Origin of the sequence: Sinorhizobium sp. CCBAU 05631 (assembly GCF_002288505.1) — a bacterium.
GTDB classification, from domain to species: Bacteria; Pseudomonadota; Alphaproteobacteria; order Rhizobiales; family Rhizobiaceae; genus Sinorhizobium; species Sinorhizobium fredii_C.
The window spans coordinates 78,782-91,547 of sequence record NZ_CP023063.1; the positions used below are offsets into that span (position 1 = coordinate 78,782).

At 63.8% G+C, this 12,766-nt stretch carries 11 protein-coding genes and 1 tRNA gene; 6 read left to right on the forward strand and 6 right to left on the reverse strand.

Annotated features, from left to right (window positions below):
• Positions 1-16: 16 nt before the first annotated feature.
• Positions 17-904 carry an acetylglutamate kinase gene (argB, locus tag SS05631_RS00375; protein WP_037420662.1) on the reverse strand — a complete coding sequence of 296 codons (888 nt, stop codon included), beginning with the start codon at positions 902-904 and terminating at the stop codon, positions 17-19.
• Positions 905-1,096: 192 nt separating this feature from the next.
• On the opposite strand from argB, the gene SS05631_RS00380 reads away from it, so the two are divergent.
• Positions 1,097-1,810 (forward strand): anti-sigma factor, encoded by a 714-nt coding sequence (locus SS05631_RS00380; protein ID WP_037420659.1) that lies wholly within the window; start codon positions 1,097-1,099, stop codon positions 1,808-1,810.
• Positions 1,811-1,939: 129 nt separating this feature from the next.
• Here the strand turns inward: SS05631_RS00380 and SS05631_RS00385 are convergent, their stop codons facing one another.
• From SS05631_RS00385 to rpmH, 5 genes are all read right to left on the reverse strand, one after another.
• The gene (locus SS05631_RS00385) at positions 1,940-2,479 is read right to left on the reverse strand and encodes a DUF1269 domain-containing protein (RefSeq protein WP_037420656.1); all 540 of its coding nucleotides are present in this window, start codon (positions 2,477-2,479) and stop codon (positions 1,940-1,942) included.
• 135 nt (positions 2,480-2,614) lie between these two features.
• Positions 2,615-3,268, reverse strand: coding sequence for a ribosome biogenesis GTP-binding protein YihA/YsxC (gene yihA, locus SS05631_RS00390; protein ID WP_037420653.1), 654 nt, complete (start codon positions 3,266-3,268; stop codon positions 2,615-2,617).
• 164 nt (positions 3,269-3,432) lie between these two features.
• A complete protein-coding gene (gene yidC / locus SS05631_RS00395) occupies positions 3,433-5,211 on the reverse strand; it encodes a membrane protein insertase YidC (protein WP_172900160.1) in 1,779 nt (592 codons plus the stop codon).
• Positions 5,211-5,609 (reverse strand): ribonuclease P protein component, encoded by a 399-nt coding sequence (gene rnpA / locus SS05631_RS00400; RefSeq protein ID WP_037420648.1) that lies wholly within the window; start codon positions 5,607-5,609, stop codon positions 5,211-5,213. Before rnpA ends, yidC begins: the two co-directional genes overlap by 1 nt.
• Positions 5,610-5,629: 20 nt before the next feature.
• Entirely contained in the window at positions 5,630-5,764 is a 135-nt protein-coding gene (gene rpmH / locus SS05631_RS00405; RefSeq protein ID WP_012706673.1) for a 50S ribosomal protein L34, read from the reverse strand.
• A gap of 326 nt (positions 5,765-6,090) precedes the next feature.
• On the opposite strand from rpmH, the gene SS05631_RS00410 reads away from it, so the two are divergent.
• From SS05631_RS00410 to SS05631_RS00430, 5 genes are all read left to right on the forward strand, one after another.
• Positions 6,091-8,088 (forward strand): methyl-accepting chemotaxis protein, encoded by a 1,998-nt coding sequence (locus SS05631_RS00410; protein WP_037420645.1) that lies wholly within the window; start codon positions 6,091-6,093, stop codon positions 8,086-8,088.
• 288 nt (positions 8,089-8,376) lie between these two features.
• On the forward strand, positions 8,377-9,177 hold the full coding sequence (locus SS05631_RS00415) for a TVP38/TMEM64 family protein (RefSeq protein ID WP_037420642.1): 801 nt from the start codon (positions 8,377-8,379) through the stop codon (positions 9,175-9,177).
• Positions 9,178-9,196: 19 nt separating this feature from the next.
• Positions 9,197-10,621, forward strand: a complete 1,425-nt coding sequence (locus SS05631_RS00420) for an FAD-dependent oxidoreductase (protein ID WP_037420639.1) — start codon at positions 9,197-9,199, stop codon at positions 10,619-10,621.
• Between the two features lie 22 nt (positions 10,622-10,643).
• Positions 10,644-12,125, forward strand: coding sequence for a HAMP domain-containing sensor histidine kinase (locus SS05631_RS00425; RefSeq protein WP_037420636.1), 1,482 nt, complete (start codon positions 10,644-10,646; stop codon positions 12,123-12,125).
• A 147-nt stretch (positions 12,126-12,272) separates the two neighbouring features.
• Positions 12,273-12,349, forward strand: a tRNA-Arg gene (locus SS05631_RS00430).
• Positions 12,350-12,766 lie beyond the last annotated feature (417 nt).

The following is a 12,766-nucleotide window of genomic DNA, read 5'->3' on the forward strand; positions in this document are numbered from 1 at the left end:
TCGCGGGGCGGTTACCTCACGGCACGATCAGCGTGCCGGCGCCGCGTTCGGTGAAGATCTCCAAGAGCACGGAATGAGCGGTCTTGCCGTTGAGGATGACGACGCCCTGGACGCCGGCCCTGATCGCCTCCATGCAGGTCTCGACCTTGGGGATCATGCCGCCAGAAATCGTGCCGTCGGCGATCAGCGCGTGCGCCTGGGCGACCGAAAGCTCCTTGATGAGATAGCCCTGCTTGTCGAGAACCCCCGGAACGTCGGTCAGGAACAGGAGGCGCGTCGCGTTGAGCGCGCCGGCAATCGCGCCTGCGAAGGTGTCGGCGTTGATGTTGTAGGTATGGCCGTCACGGCCGGGGGCCACCGGCGCGATCACCGGGATCATTTCCGAGCGCGCCAGCAGATCGAGGAGCGTGCGGTCCACTTCGACCACTTCGCCGACGAAGCCGAGATCGAGGACGCGTTCGATATTGGAATCCGGGTCCTTGATGGTCTTGCGCGCCTTTTCCGCAAAGACCATGTTGCCGTCCTTGCCGCAAAGGCCGATCGCCCATTCGCCGGTCTGGTTGATGAGCGCGACGATCTCCTTGTTGATCGAACCGGCGAGCACCATTTCGACGATCTCGACGGTTTTCTCGTCGGTGACGCGCAGGCCGCCCTCGAACTTCGATTCGATGCCCATCTTGTTGAGCATGGCGCCGATCTGCGGGCCGCCACCGTGGACGACGATCGGGTTGACGCCGGACTGCTTCAGAAGCGCGATGTCGCTGGCGAAGGCGCGCCCGAGCTCGGGATTGCCCATGGCATGGCCGCCATATTTGACGACGATCGTCTTGTTCTCGTAGCGCTGCATGTAGGGCAGGGCCTGAGCCAGCAGGCGTGCCTGGATTTCACTTTCTGATGCGGACATGGCGACCCTCGAAATATACCGGCTGCTATCTAGCGCATGTTGCCCGCTGATGGAATGATCCAGGCAACACAAGTCGCCGAAGATTGGCGCCGGTCCATGGCGAAAAACCGGCCGCCTTCACGATTGACGAGATTTGTGATTTGACCGATCCTGCTACGGTGCAATCTCTCGAATGTGAGAGAACATGGAACGATGACCACGCAGAAGCCCGAGAGCGGGGATTCTCGCCGCGATGAGGTGATCGCCGGGGAATACGTGTTGGGCGTCCTGTCCGCCGAGGACCGCCGCAAGGTCGAAGCGCGCATGGCGACGGACAGGGATTTTGCGGCAATGGTTCTCCGCTGGCGCAACAATCTCGCCACTTTCGATACGGCCTATGAAACGATCGCGCAGGCGCGCGCCTTGCCTACCGCCGAGCACCGGGCGTTCGAGGCTCAGGCGGGGGCCGACGATTCCATCGGATTGTGGGATTCCTTGTCGTTCTGGCGCAGCCTCGCCTTTGCCTCGCTGGCCGCCGTCGCGGTCCTGATGGTCTCTTTGGCGGGGCTGTTCGGCGGCGGATCGGGCGGTCGGCCGTTGCTGGCCGAGCTTTCGGGCGAGGGCAATGCGATCGGTTTCGTCGCAACCTTCGATGTCGGCTCCGGGCGATTGCGCCTGACGCCGGTCGCGGCAGGCGGTGACGGCGAAAGATCCCTCGAGTTCTGGCTGCTGCGGGGCAGCGACCCGGCGATCTCCCTCGGAGTGTTGCCGCAGTCCGGCGAAGGCGAGTTCCGGGTTCCTCCTGCCATGCGGACGAAGATAACCGAAGGCTCGACGCTTGCCGTCAGCCTCGAGCCGCGCGGCGGTTCACCGACCGGCTTGCCGAGCGGCCCATTCCTCGCCCGCGGCACTGCCGGCTATCGCTGACCTCGCGAGACATGCCGGCAATGCTTTTAGACCTTCATCCGGCTGCCGCAACCTTCTCCAGCGCCGCGCGTCCAATTGGACGCGCACACGCCGCGGCTGGGAGTGGGGGTTTCTTCATCAACTGAAGAGTTAAAAGCTCCCCGCCTGCGGCGACGGCGTCTGTGCCTCGGAGAGGGCGGCCTGCAGTTTCTGCTCCTGCTCCGGCGAGAGCGAAGTCTTCAATACGCGGCCGCGAAGCCCCGAGAGTTCGGCCAGAACCTTCTCGGGCTGCACCTTGCGCACTAGGATGAAAAGGGCCGACGAATTGTTCGGGATCGTGCTGCCGAGCGACTTTATGAATTCGTCGTCGATGCCGTAGTCGGCAAGTGAACCGGAGAGGGCTCCGGCGCCTGCGCCGAGCGCGCCGCCGATGGCAAAGCCGGCGAGCGGGTTCAGGAAAAGCAAGCCGACAAGTCCACCCCAGAGCGAGCCTGACAGAAGACCCGAGGCGGCACCGACGGTGGTGAGATTGAGGCTCTGCTTCAAATGCACCTTGCCTTCGGCGTCGCGCACCACGACGACCGCGTCTTCGAGATCGATCAGATATTCCTTCTTCAGGCTGTGGAGCTTCAGGAGGACCCGGTCGGCCTCCTCCGGCGTGTCGAAACCAATGACAATCAAGTCGGACATCTCTCTCTCCTCTGACCGTGAGGCGACGAGCACCTGTCGTCGCCAGCGAGGAGATAGAGCGGCCGAAGTCGCCGGGTAGTGAGTTGCGGCAGATGTCTTTGGCGGCACCGGCGACCGGTGCCGCGCATGACGGTTTTAGCGCAGGACGGCCTGCTCGATCGCCGTGCGCAGATCTTCGATCCCGGCGCCCTTCTCCGACGAGGTCGACAACACCTCGGGATAGGCGGCCGGCCGCTTCTTGATTTTCTCGAGCGTTTCGGCGACCAGCCGCGGTACGCCGGCGGCCTTGATCTTGTCGGCCTTGGTCAGCACGATCTGGTAGGAGACCGCCGCCTTGTCGAGGAGCGACAGCACTTCCTCGTCGTTCTTCTTGATGCCGTGGCGTGCGTCGATCAGCAGGTAGACGCGTTTCAGCGTCGAGCGGCCGCGCAGATAGTCGAAGACGAGTTTCGTCCAGGCATCGACCTGCTCCTTCGGCGCCTGGGCGTAGCCGTAGCCGGGCATGTCGACGAGCGCCATCGGCGGCAGATCATCGGCCTCGCCGGAATAGCCGTCGGGCACGAAATAGTTGAGTTCCTGGGTGCGGCCTGGCGTGTTGGAGGTGCGGGCGAGCCCTTTGTGTCCGACGAGCGCATTGATCAGAGAGGACTTGCCGACATTGGAACGTCCGGCAAAGGCGATCTCGACCGGGCCCTCGGGCGGCAGGAACTTCATCGCCGGCACGCCGCGGATGAAGATCCATGGCCGGCCGAAGACACTCGAGGCGTTCTGATTGTTCTTCCCGGACATGTCCTGACCTTCCTCTTTGCCGGGCCGGCATCGGGCTTTTGGCCCCGCTTGTCAAGCGCAGCCGCACCTTCGGCCGCCGCGGCGGTTCCTCTCACGGGAAATGAGAAAGCCCCGGACCTTTGTGATCCGGGGCCGCAAACTGGCGCAGGGGAGCGAAGTGCCGGCTATTCCGCCGGCTTGGGTTTCTTGGCGAACATCCCCTTCAGGTTGTCGAAGAGCTCGATCTTCACGCCCTGGCGCTTCATGATGATTCCCTGCTGAAGGATCGACAGGGTGTTGTTCCAGGCCCAGTAGATCACCAGACCCGCCGGGAAGGACGCCAGCATGAAGGTGAAGACCAGCGGCATCCAGGTGAACAGCATCGCCTGGGTCGGATCCGGCGGCGTCGGGTTCATGCGCATCTGCAGGAACATCGTGATGCCCATGACGATCGGCCAGATGCCGAGATGCAGGAAGGCCGGCCCGTCGAAGGGAAGCAGGCCGAAGAGATTGACGATCGTCGTCGGATCGGGGGCGGAGAGATCCCTGATCCAGCCGAAGAACGGCGCGTGACGCATCTCGATGGTGACGTAGATCACCTTGTAGAGCGCGAAGAACACCGGGATCTGGATGAGGATCGGCCAGCAGCCCGCCAGCGGGTTGATCTTCTCGTCCTTGTAGAGCTGCATCATCGCCTGCTGCAGCCCCATGCGGTCGTCGCCGAACTTCTTCTTCAGTTCCTCCATCTTCGGCTGGACCTTCTTCATGTTCGCCATTGAGGCATATTGCTTGTTGGCGAGCGGGAAGAAGATCAGCTTGACGACGATCGTGGTGATCAGGATCGCGATGCCGAAATTGCCGAACAGACGGAAAAAGAAGTCCATCATTTTGAACATCGGCTTGGTGATGAAGTAGAACCAGCCCCAGTCGATCAGCTTGTCGAAATTGGGAATCGCGTAGGCCACTTCATAATTGTCGACGACCGGTACTTCCTTGGCGCCGGCGAAGACAAGGTTCTTGACCTCCGCGGCCTGCCCCGGGGCGACGGTGATCGCATCGCTCTTGTAATCGCTCTGGTAACGCGGGCGGCCATCGGCGAAGTGAGAGAAGCGGATGTCGAAGGGCGTCTGCTGCGGCGGCACGATCGTCGCAGCCCAGTACTTGTCGGTGATGCCGAGCCAGCCGCCGGTCGATTTGCCCGGTTCGACCGGCTGGTCGTCCTCGACCTTCGAATAGCCGACTTCCTGCAGGCCGTTCTCGCCGGCGACCCCGATGAAGCCCTCGTGCAGCACGTAGATGCTCGGAGTCGTCGGCTTGTTGAAGCGCGTCACCCGGCCGTAGGAGGAAAGCGAGGCCGGCGCGGAGCCCGCGTTCTTGATGCTGTCGACGACCTGGAACATATAGCGATCGTCGACCGAGATGGTCCTCGCGAAGGTGATGCCCTTGTCGTTGGTGTAGGTGAGCGTGACGGGCGTTGCCGGCGTCAGCTTGTCGCCGCCCGAGAGCGTCCACACTGTCTGCGGGCCCGGCACCGAGCCGGTCGCGTCGCTGCCGATATAGCCGATCTCGGTGAAATAGCCGTCGGCGGTTTCTGCCGGACTGAAAAGGGTGATGACCGGGCTCTTCGGGTCGACTGTCTCGCGGTACCCCTTGAGCTTCAGGTCGTCGAAACGGGCGCCGGTCAGGTTGATGGAGCCGGAAAGCGCCGGCGTGTCGATCGCCACGCGTGCAGACTTGGCGACCGCCTGATCGCGGCTTTCGCCGGGGACCGCGCCGCCGGGCAGTGCCTGGCCGGGCGCGGCGGGCTCGCCGCCCTGCTGGGGCTGCGCGTGCTGCGTCTGCTGGGCATTTTCCGCAGCGATCCGCTCCTTTTCCATCCGTGGATTGACATAGAAGAACTGCCAAGCGACGAGGATCAGCACCGAGAGCGCTATCGCCACGAAATAATTGCGGTTGTTTTCCATCATGGTTTCCTGGAACCGGCCGGCGGCCGTTTCGGTTTCGGCTTGTTTTCGATGCGATCCTTGAGCGCCCGGGTCAATGCGTCAAAAGGTGCATTCAGGAGATCGCGTCGGGCGACAATCACATAGTCGTGTCCGGGTTTCATTGCAAACCCGGCGGACAGCCGCACGGCTTCTTTAAGGCGTCGGCGCATGCGGTTTCGCTCGACGGCATTGCCGTGTTTTTTGGTGACGGTGAAGCCGACGCGGGCCTCGCCTTCCGGATCGTCCCGGTCAAGCACTTCAAGGAGGAAGTGCGGCCCTTTTCGGGCTTCTCCCGCCCTGACCGCCAAAAACTGCGGACGGCTTTTCAGCCGTCCGACAGTGGTCTTGTCTTTTTCTGACGTCATGTGCCCAAACAATGCTTTCGGGCAGCTTCGGCTCAGGCCGAAAGACGCTTGCGGCCTCGAGCCCGGCGGGCTGCGAGGACCTTCTGGCCACCCTTGGTGGACATGCGTGCACGGAAGCCGTGACGGCGCTTGCGAACAAGCTTGGACGGTTGGTAGGTACGCTTCATTTATTTAATACCGCGGTGTGCGGCCCTTCTTGGGTTTGCAATTTGCAAGAGCGTTTACGTTACCGGGCATGGCTCCGCTTTCGCGCGGCTTGACCGGACGTGCGCGGCTTATAAGGACAAATGTCCGGTAAAGTCAATTCCCGCCACTTTTCCCCCGCGCAAAGCCGAGCAGAAGGCGATATCGATCAGGGATACGCCTCGTCCCGGCACATTTCATGAAATGCTGAGGTCTTTGTTAACCTCCGGTATTTTAGAATTTACTGAAACGTGTATACCGCGTGCCCATGCTCGCTAGGCGTGAGTGGCGGCGGCGAGGAGAGCAGGAAATGAGAATTCGCGGAAAGATCTACCTGATCGTCGGCATCATGGGCCTGCTGGCGATCGCCATCACCGGCATGTCGTTGATGATCGTATCCAGATACAACGACGAGCTTCAGCAACTCCAGAACGCGTCCGAACGGAGCTTCAAGGGCGAGCGGCTCAATCGCCTGGTCACGGCCGTGGTGATGGAGTCGCGCGGCGTCTACGCCGCACCGACGATCGAGAAGGCAACCCCTTTCGCCGAAGGCATCCTCAAGAACCTCGACAAGATCGACGCGCTGCTGAAGGATTGGCGGCCGCTGGTTCCGGCCGACAGGCTGCCGGCCTTCGATGCGGTCGCCAAGCGGGCCGAGGAATTCAAGACGTTCCGTACCGAAACCGCGCGGCTCGGCCGGGAGGTCTCGCCGCAGGCCGCCAACGAGCAGGGTAACAACGAGGCGAACCGCGCCAACCGCAAGGCTTTCCAGGCGGAGATCGACGTCGTCGTCGACGCCGACCGTGAGTCGCTTCAAGCCATCAACGATGAGATCGCCGCCTTCGAAGACGCCGTCGTTCTCGTCCTCCTCGGCATGGCCGGCCTCGGCATGGCTGCCGGCATAGGTGCGGCCTTCTATATCGGCACCAATCATCTCAGCCGGCCGATCGTCGACCTGACCGGCCGGATGAAGCTGCTGGCCAGCGGCGACCTCTTGGTCGATGTGCCCTTTGCCGGGCGCAAGGACGAGATCGGCGACATGGCGGCGGCCGTCGAAGTCTTCAAGCAGAACGGGCTCGCCGTGCGCGAGTTGAATGCCCAGGAAGCGGCGCTGCGCGAAAAGAGCGCCGACCTCCAGTCGAGCATCGGCATCGTCGTTGCGGCCGCGGCCGCCGGCGACTTCGCCCAGCGCATCGGCAAGGATTACGACAACGACGATCTGAACCGCTTCGCCGCCAGCGTCAACGAGCTCGTCGGCAGCGTCGACAGCGGCATCGCCGAAACGCGTCGGGTGATCGCGAGCCTTGCCGCCGGCGACCTGACGCAAAGCATGGACGGCCGCTTCCAGGGTGCCTTCGCCGAACTGCAGAAGAATGTCAACGAGACGTTCTCGACCCTGCAGAAGACCATGCGCGAGGTGCGTTCGGCGACGGATTCGATCAACGGCAACGCGTCCGAGTTGCGCTCGGCAGCCGACGACCTGTCGAAGCGGACCGAGCAGCAGGCGGCCGCGCTGGAGGAGACCTCCGCCGCCCTCGACGAGATCACCGCGGCGGTGAAGAGTTCCACCGAGCGGGCGCATGAGGCCACCGTCATGGTGACCGAGGCGAAGGAAAACGCCGCCGAATCCGCCTCGGTTGTCCGCAATGCCATCGAGGCGATGGGGCGCATCGAGCAGGCTTCGAGTGAGATCGGCCAGATCACCAACGTCATCGACGAGATCGCCTTCCAGACGAACCTGCTGGCGCTGAATGCGGGCGTCGAGGCGGCCCGGGCGGGGGACGCCGGCAAGGGTTTCGCGGTCGTCGCGCAGGAGGTCCGCGAACTCGCCCAACGCGCCGCCAGCGCCGCCAAGGACATCAAGGCGCTCATTTCGAAATCCGGCAGCGAGGTGGCGACCGGCGTCAAGCTGGTGCAGGCGACCGGCGCCGCGCTCGGTGAGATCGAGACGCGGGTGCTGAAGATCAACGATCACATCCATTCGATCGCCACCGCCGCACGCGAGCAGTCGACAGGGCTCGGCGAGGTGAGTACCGCCGTCAACCAGATGGATCAGGTGACGCAACGCAACGCCGCAATGGTCGAGGAGGCGAATGCGGCGACGCACAAGCTTTCCGCCGAAGCGAACGCTCTCGCCACGCTCATCACCTATTTCAAGGTCGAGCGCGAGCCGGCGCGTGCAGCCAGCCCGGCCAGGGAGACGAGCCGCCCGGTCGCTTCGCCCGCCCGCCGCATGATCGGAACGGTCGCCCGCGCCTTCGGCGCCGGTTCGGCCGCCGCGGCCCGCAGCGAATGGGAAGAGTTCTAGCGCATCGGCCCGAAAATCGGAGGCGATTTTCGGAAAGCACGATGTTCAAGTGTTACAGCGTCTTTTGCGCGTCTGAAAAGACGCGGGGCGCTGTAAGCGTCGGCACGGCAGACCCGAGCGATCTCAAGGAGCCGCCGGCCGCCGGCCGCGGGCTCTTTTCGTCTCACGGCAAAGTGAGTTGTCATCGCCGCCCTTTCACAGTGACGTTTGAGGGCGCGACCATTCTTTACTGGTCCGCGGCTCGGAGTCCTTTTAAGTCAGGAGCAAGTCTCGTCGAAAGCAAAGTTCATGAGCCAGGATGTCAGCAACAGGGCGGAAGAAGGAGCGGCCCTGAGAGTGTCGCCGGGCCGAAAGGACGATGTTTTTGGAGGGGGCCGGTCGTCGCGCTGGCGGGTCGTGCCGCTGGCGCTGTTGTTTGCGGGCGGAGTGGCCGCCTACGCCCTCGGGCTGCAGAACTATGTTTCGCTGTCGGCGCTCGTCCGTCATCAGGAGGCGCTGAGCCTCCATGTCGACGCCTATCCGCTTCGCTCGGGCCTCGCCTTCTTCGTCCTCTATGTCGCGGCGGTGGTCTTCTCAATCCCCGCGGCGTCGGTGCTGACGATTGCCGCCGGTTTTCTGTTCGGCCCCTTCCTCGGCGGCGCGATCACTGTTCTTGCCGCTACCTTGGGCTCGAGCCTCCTGTTCCTCGCGGCGCGCGGCGTCCTCGCCGATCTCTTGCGCCGGCGTGCCGGACGCTTTCTGGAGCGCCTCGCGGGAGGATTCCGGCGCAATGCATTCCTCTACCTGCTGGTCTTGCGGCTGGCGCCGATCTTTCCCTTCTTCATCGTCAATATCGCGCCGGCCTTCTTCGACGTGAAGCTGCGCACCTTCGTTTCCGCCACCCTCATCGGCATCGTTCCGGCTACCTTTGCCTATGCGTGGCTGGGCTGCGAACTCGATGACGTGATCGCCCGCGCCGGCGAGAGCGGCCACGCGCTGTCGCTTTCGGATTTCGCCACCAAGGAAGTTTCGCTCGCCCTTCTCGCGCTGGCCCTTTTTGCGGCATTGCCTCTGGCCTACAGGCTAATAAAGTCACGTCGACAAGGCTGATGGCGGGAAGGCGGGCGGCGTGGGGAAGCTTCTTAATCCGGACATCTGCGTGATCGGGGGCGGGGCGGCCGGCCTGTCGCTCGCCGCCGGTGCGGCCGCGTTCGGCGTTCCGGTCGTTCTCGTCGAACAGGGCAAGATGGGTGGCGACTGCCTGAACTACGGCTGCGTGCCCTCGAAGGCGCTGATCGCGGCGGCAAGACGGGCGCAGGCGATGCGCCAGGCCGGCGAATTCGGCCTCCTGTCGGCGGAGCCCTTCATCGACGGCGAAAGGCTGCAGGCGCGCATCCGCTCGGTGATCGAGGGCATCGCGCCGCATGATTCGATCGAGCGCTTCTCCGGCCTTGGCGTAGAGGTCATCCAGGAGCCGGCCCGCTTCGTCGACGGCCGAACCGTCGCCGCCGGCGATCATCTCATCCGCGCCCGGCGCTTCGTCATCGCCACGGGCTCCTCGCCCGCCATTCCGCCGATCGCCGGCCTGGCGGAGACGCCGTTCCTGACCAACGAATCGCTGTTCGACTTCACCCCTCTGCCGCGCCATCTCGTCATCATCGGCGCCGGGCCGTTCGGTCTCGAGATGGCGCAGGCCCATTGCCGATTGGGAGCCAGCATCACGGTCGTCGAGAGGGCGGACGCCTTGTCGAGGGAGGACCCGGAACTGAAGGCGATCGTGCTCGATGCCGTCCGCGCTGAAGGCGCAGTGCTGCACGAGAGGACCGACATTCGCTCGGTCGAGCGCGATGGCAAGGGGATCCGGCTGCATTGCGTGGGCGAAAATGCCGCCTTCGACATCGATGGCAGCGATCTGCTGCTCGCCGCGGGCCGCAGCGCGAATCATGCGGCCCTGAACCTTGGTGCGGCCGGGATCCGCCACGATGCGCAGCGGATTTTCGTCGGCGCTGACCTGCGCACCAGCAACCGCCGCGTCTATGTGATCGGCGACGCGGCCGGCGGCCTGCAATTCACACATGCCGCGAACTATCATGCCCGGCTCGTCCTGCAGCAAATCCTTTTTCGACTGCCGGCGCACGAAATCCGGGACATCGTTCCCCGGGTCACCTTCACGGACCCGGAAATTGCCCAGGTTGGACCGACTGAGGAGGAGGCGCGCGCAAGCTTTAGCGCGATTGACGTGGTCCGTTGGGACCTGGCAGGAAACGACCGGGCCCGAACGGACGGCCTGGGCCGGGGGATGGTCAAGGTCGTGGCCGGCCGCGGCGGGCGCATTCTCGGCGCCGGGATCGCCGGCGCCGGTGCGGGCGAGATGATCAACCTTTGGGCCTTCGCCATTGCCAACCGGCTGACACTCAAGAATTTTCGCGACTATGTCGCGCCCTATCCCACCCTTTCCGAGATTGGAAAACAGGCGGCGATCTCCTATTATTCTCCACTGGCGCGAAATCGCTTCGTTCGCTCCGCGATCCGCATCCTGCGGCGTTTCGGCTGAGGGCAGGGAATAGTCACTGGTGATGGTAGAAGACGCACGTCCGGCCAAAGAGAGTGCGCCGCCGCGAGCGGCCGTCGGATTTCTGCGCGGACTCTCCGGCAAGCTCCTCTTGCTGACGATCGCCTTCGTCATGTTGGCGGAGGTGCTGATCTTCGTGCCCTCCGTCGCCAACATGCGCATCCGCTGGCTCGAGGACCGGCTGAACACCGTGGCCGCTGCCGCCGTCGTCGTCGACGGGCTGCAGAACATCGAGCTGCCGCGCGCCGTACAGCGCGAGACCCTGATGGCCACCGGCACCAAGGCGATCGTCATCCGCCGCAAGGATGCCTCGCGGATGATCGCGACCGTCGACATGCCGCCGGCGATCGACCGCGAATACGACATCGCCAATTTCACGGCCCTCGGGGCGATCCGCGACGCGTTCGACACGCTGCTTTTTGGCGGCAGCCGCATCATGCGCGTCTACGGGCCGCTCGGCGAGAGCGATGCGACGATCGAGCTGGTGATGAAGGATGCGAGCCTGCGCAAGGCCATGCTCGTCTATTCGCGCAACGTCTTCCTGCTGTCGATCGTCATTTCGCTGATTACCGCGGCGCTGATCTTTCTCGCCATCAACCGCATGCTGATCGTGCCGATAAAACGCCTGACGGCAAGCATGCAGGAGTTCTCCGACGAGCCTTCGAGCCCCGAACGCGTCCTCGTGCCGCCCGACGGCGGCGACGAGCTGGCGGTCGCCGGTCAGCACCTCGCTAGCATGCAGCGCGAGTTGCAGAAGACCTTGAAGCAGCAGAAGAGCCTCGCCGAGCTCGGCCTTGCGGTGTCGAAGATCAACCACGACATGCGCAACATCCTGTCCTCGGCGCAGCTCATCTCGGACCGGCTTGCCGATGTTGACGATCCCGTCGTCAAGCGCTTTGCGCCGACGCTGCTCAGAACCATCGACCGCGCCGTCGGCTATACGCAGGAGGTTCTCTCCTACGGGCGGACTGCGGAGGCCGAACCGCATCGCCGCTTCGTGGCGCTTCGCCCGCTCGTCCAGGATGTCGGCGAGCTCCTGGCCGTTGACCGCCAGAGCGGCATCGAATTCGACGTCCAGATCCGCGACGACATCCTAGTCGATGCGGACAGCGAGCAGCTTTTCCGCGTCGTCCACAATATCTGCCGCAATGCCGTCCAGGCACTGACGAACCACCAGCCGGAGAACGGCCGCCCGAGGGTGGTCTCCGTCTCGGCGGTGCGGACCGGCAGCGTCGTGACGATCTCCATCGAGGATACCGGCCCGGGCATGCCGGCCAAGGCACGCGAGAACCTCTTCGCGGCCTTCCGCGGCTCGGCGCGCTCCGGCGGCACCGGGCTCGGCCTGGCGATCGCCCGTGAGCTTGTTCTCGCCCATGGCGGCACGATCGCGCTCGTCGAGAAGCCGACGCCCGGCACGCTGTTCCGCATCGAGCTTCCGGACCGCCCGGTGCGCCTCGATGCTTTCCGCGCCAAGGGACGCTCCTGACGCCTCTCCTGCGACCGGGATGTTAGCGCAACGCCAGCTTGTCCACCGCTGTCGCAAAAATGAAGTTTTTTGCCGAAAGGCGCTTGCAATCCCCGAAAGGACGCTTTAGAGGATCGCCACGCAAGCGGTGGTCACCGCTTCAGCCACGCACCCGTAGCTCAGCTGGATAGAGCACCAGACTACGAATCTGGGGGTCAGGAGTTCGAATCTCTTCGGGTGCGCCATTCTCTCTGTGTCCCTCCTGGACACGTAGGGGATGACGGAATGTCCCTGCCACATGGGTCACAATCCGTACGGCACGAGATTGTCACCCCACCCACGTCTTCGGTACGAAACGCCACCTACCTCTCAGGTCCGGGGGATCCAAAGCAAGCCGCATTCTGGTTTTTGCAAGCGGCTCAACGAGGTCATGCTGGCGCGCAAGCGATGATCGGTGCACCTTGGCGCCGGTGTGGAGCTCGATCGACTGCGTGCTACACGTTGGCTTAGGGCGAGCGCCGAGTAAGGTAATCCGCTCGCGCAAGCATTTTTGCCAAGAGTAGAAGCTGAACTTACCCCTGATGAACGAATGCTTTTGCAGAAGGAAATTGTCGATTCAGCCGGGGCAGGCCAAAGTGAGTGCGGTTGGCGTGAGCGTTGTT

Bases quoted from the DNA above. Each gene is read 5' to 3' on its own strand.
- argB (WP_037420662.1), bottom strand. From the start codon at position 904: ATGTCCGCATCAGAAAGTGAAATCCAGGCACGCCTGCTGGCTCAGGCC.
- SS05631_RS00380 (WP_037420659.1), top strand. From the start codon at position 1,097: ATGACCACGCAGAAGCCCGAGAGCGGGGATTCTCGCCGCGATGAGGTG.
- SS05631_RS00385 (WP_037420656.1), bottom strand. From the start codon at position 2,479: ATGTCCGACTTGATTGTCATTGGTTTCGACACGCCGGAGGAGGCCGAC.
- yihA (WP_037420653.1), bottom strand. From the start codon at position 3,268: ATGTCCGGGAAGAACAATCAGAACGCCTCGAGTGTCTTCGGCCGGCCA.
- yidC (WP_172900160.1), bottom strand. From the start codon at position 5,211: ATGGAAAACAACCGCAATTATTTCGTGGCGATAGCGCTCTCGGTGCTG.
- rpmH (WP_012706673.1), bottom strand. From the start codon at position 5,764: ATGAAGCGTACCTACCAACCGTCCAAGCTTGTTCGCAAGCGCCGTCAC.
- SS05631_RS00410 (WP_037420645.1), top strand. From the start codon at position 6,091: ATGAGAATTCGCGGAAAGATCTACCTGATCGTCGGCATCATGGGCCTG.
- SS05631_RS00415 (WP_037420642.1), top strand. From the start codon at position 8,377: ATGAGCCAGGATGTCAGCAACAGGGCGGAAGAAGGAGCGGCCCTGAGA.
- SS05631_RS00425 (WP_037420636.1), top strand. From the start codon at position 10,644: ATGGTAGAAGACGCACGTCCGGCCAAAGAGAGTGCGCCGCCGCGAGCG.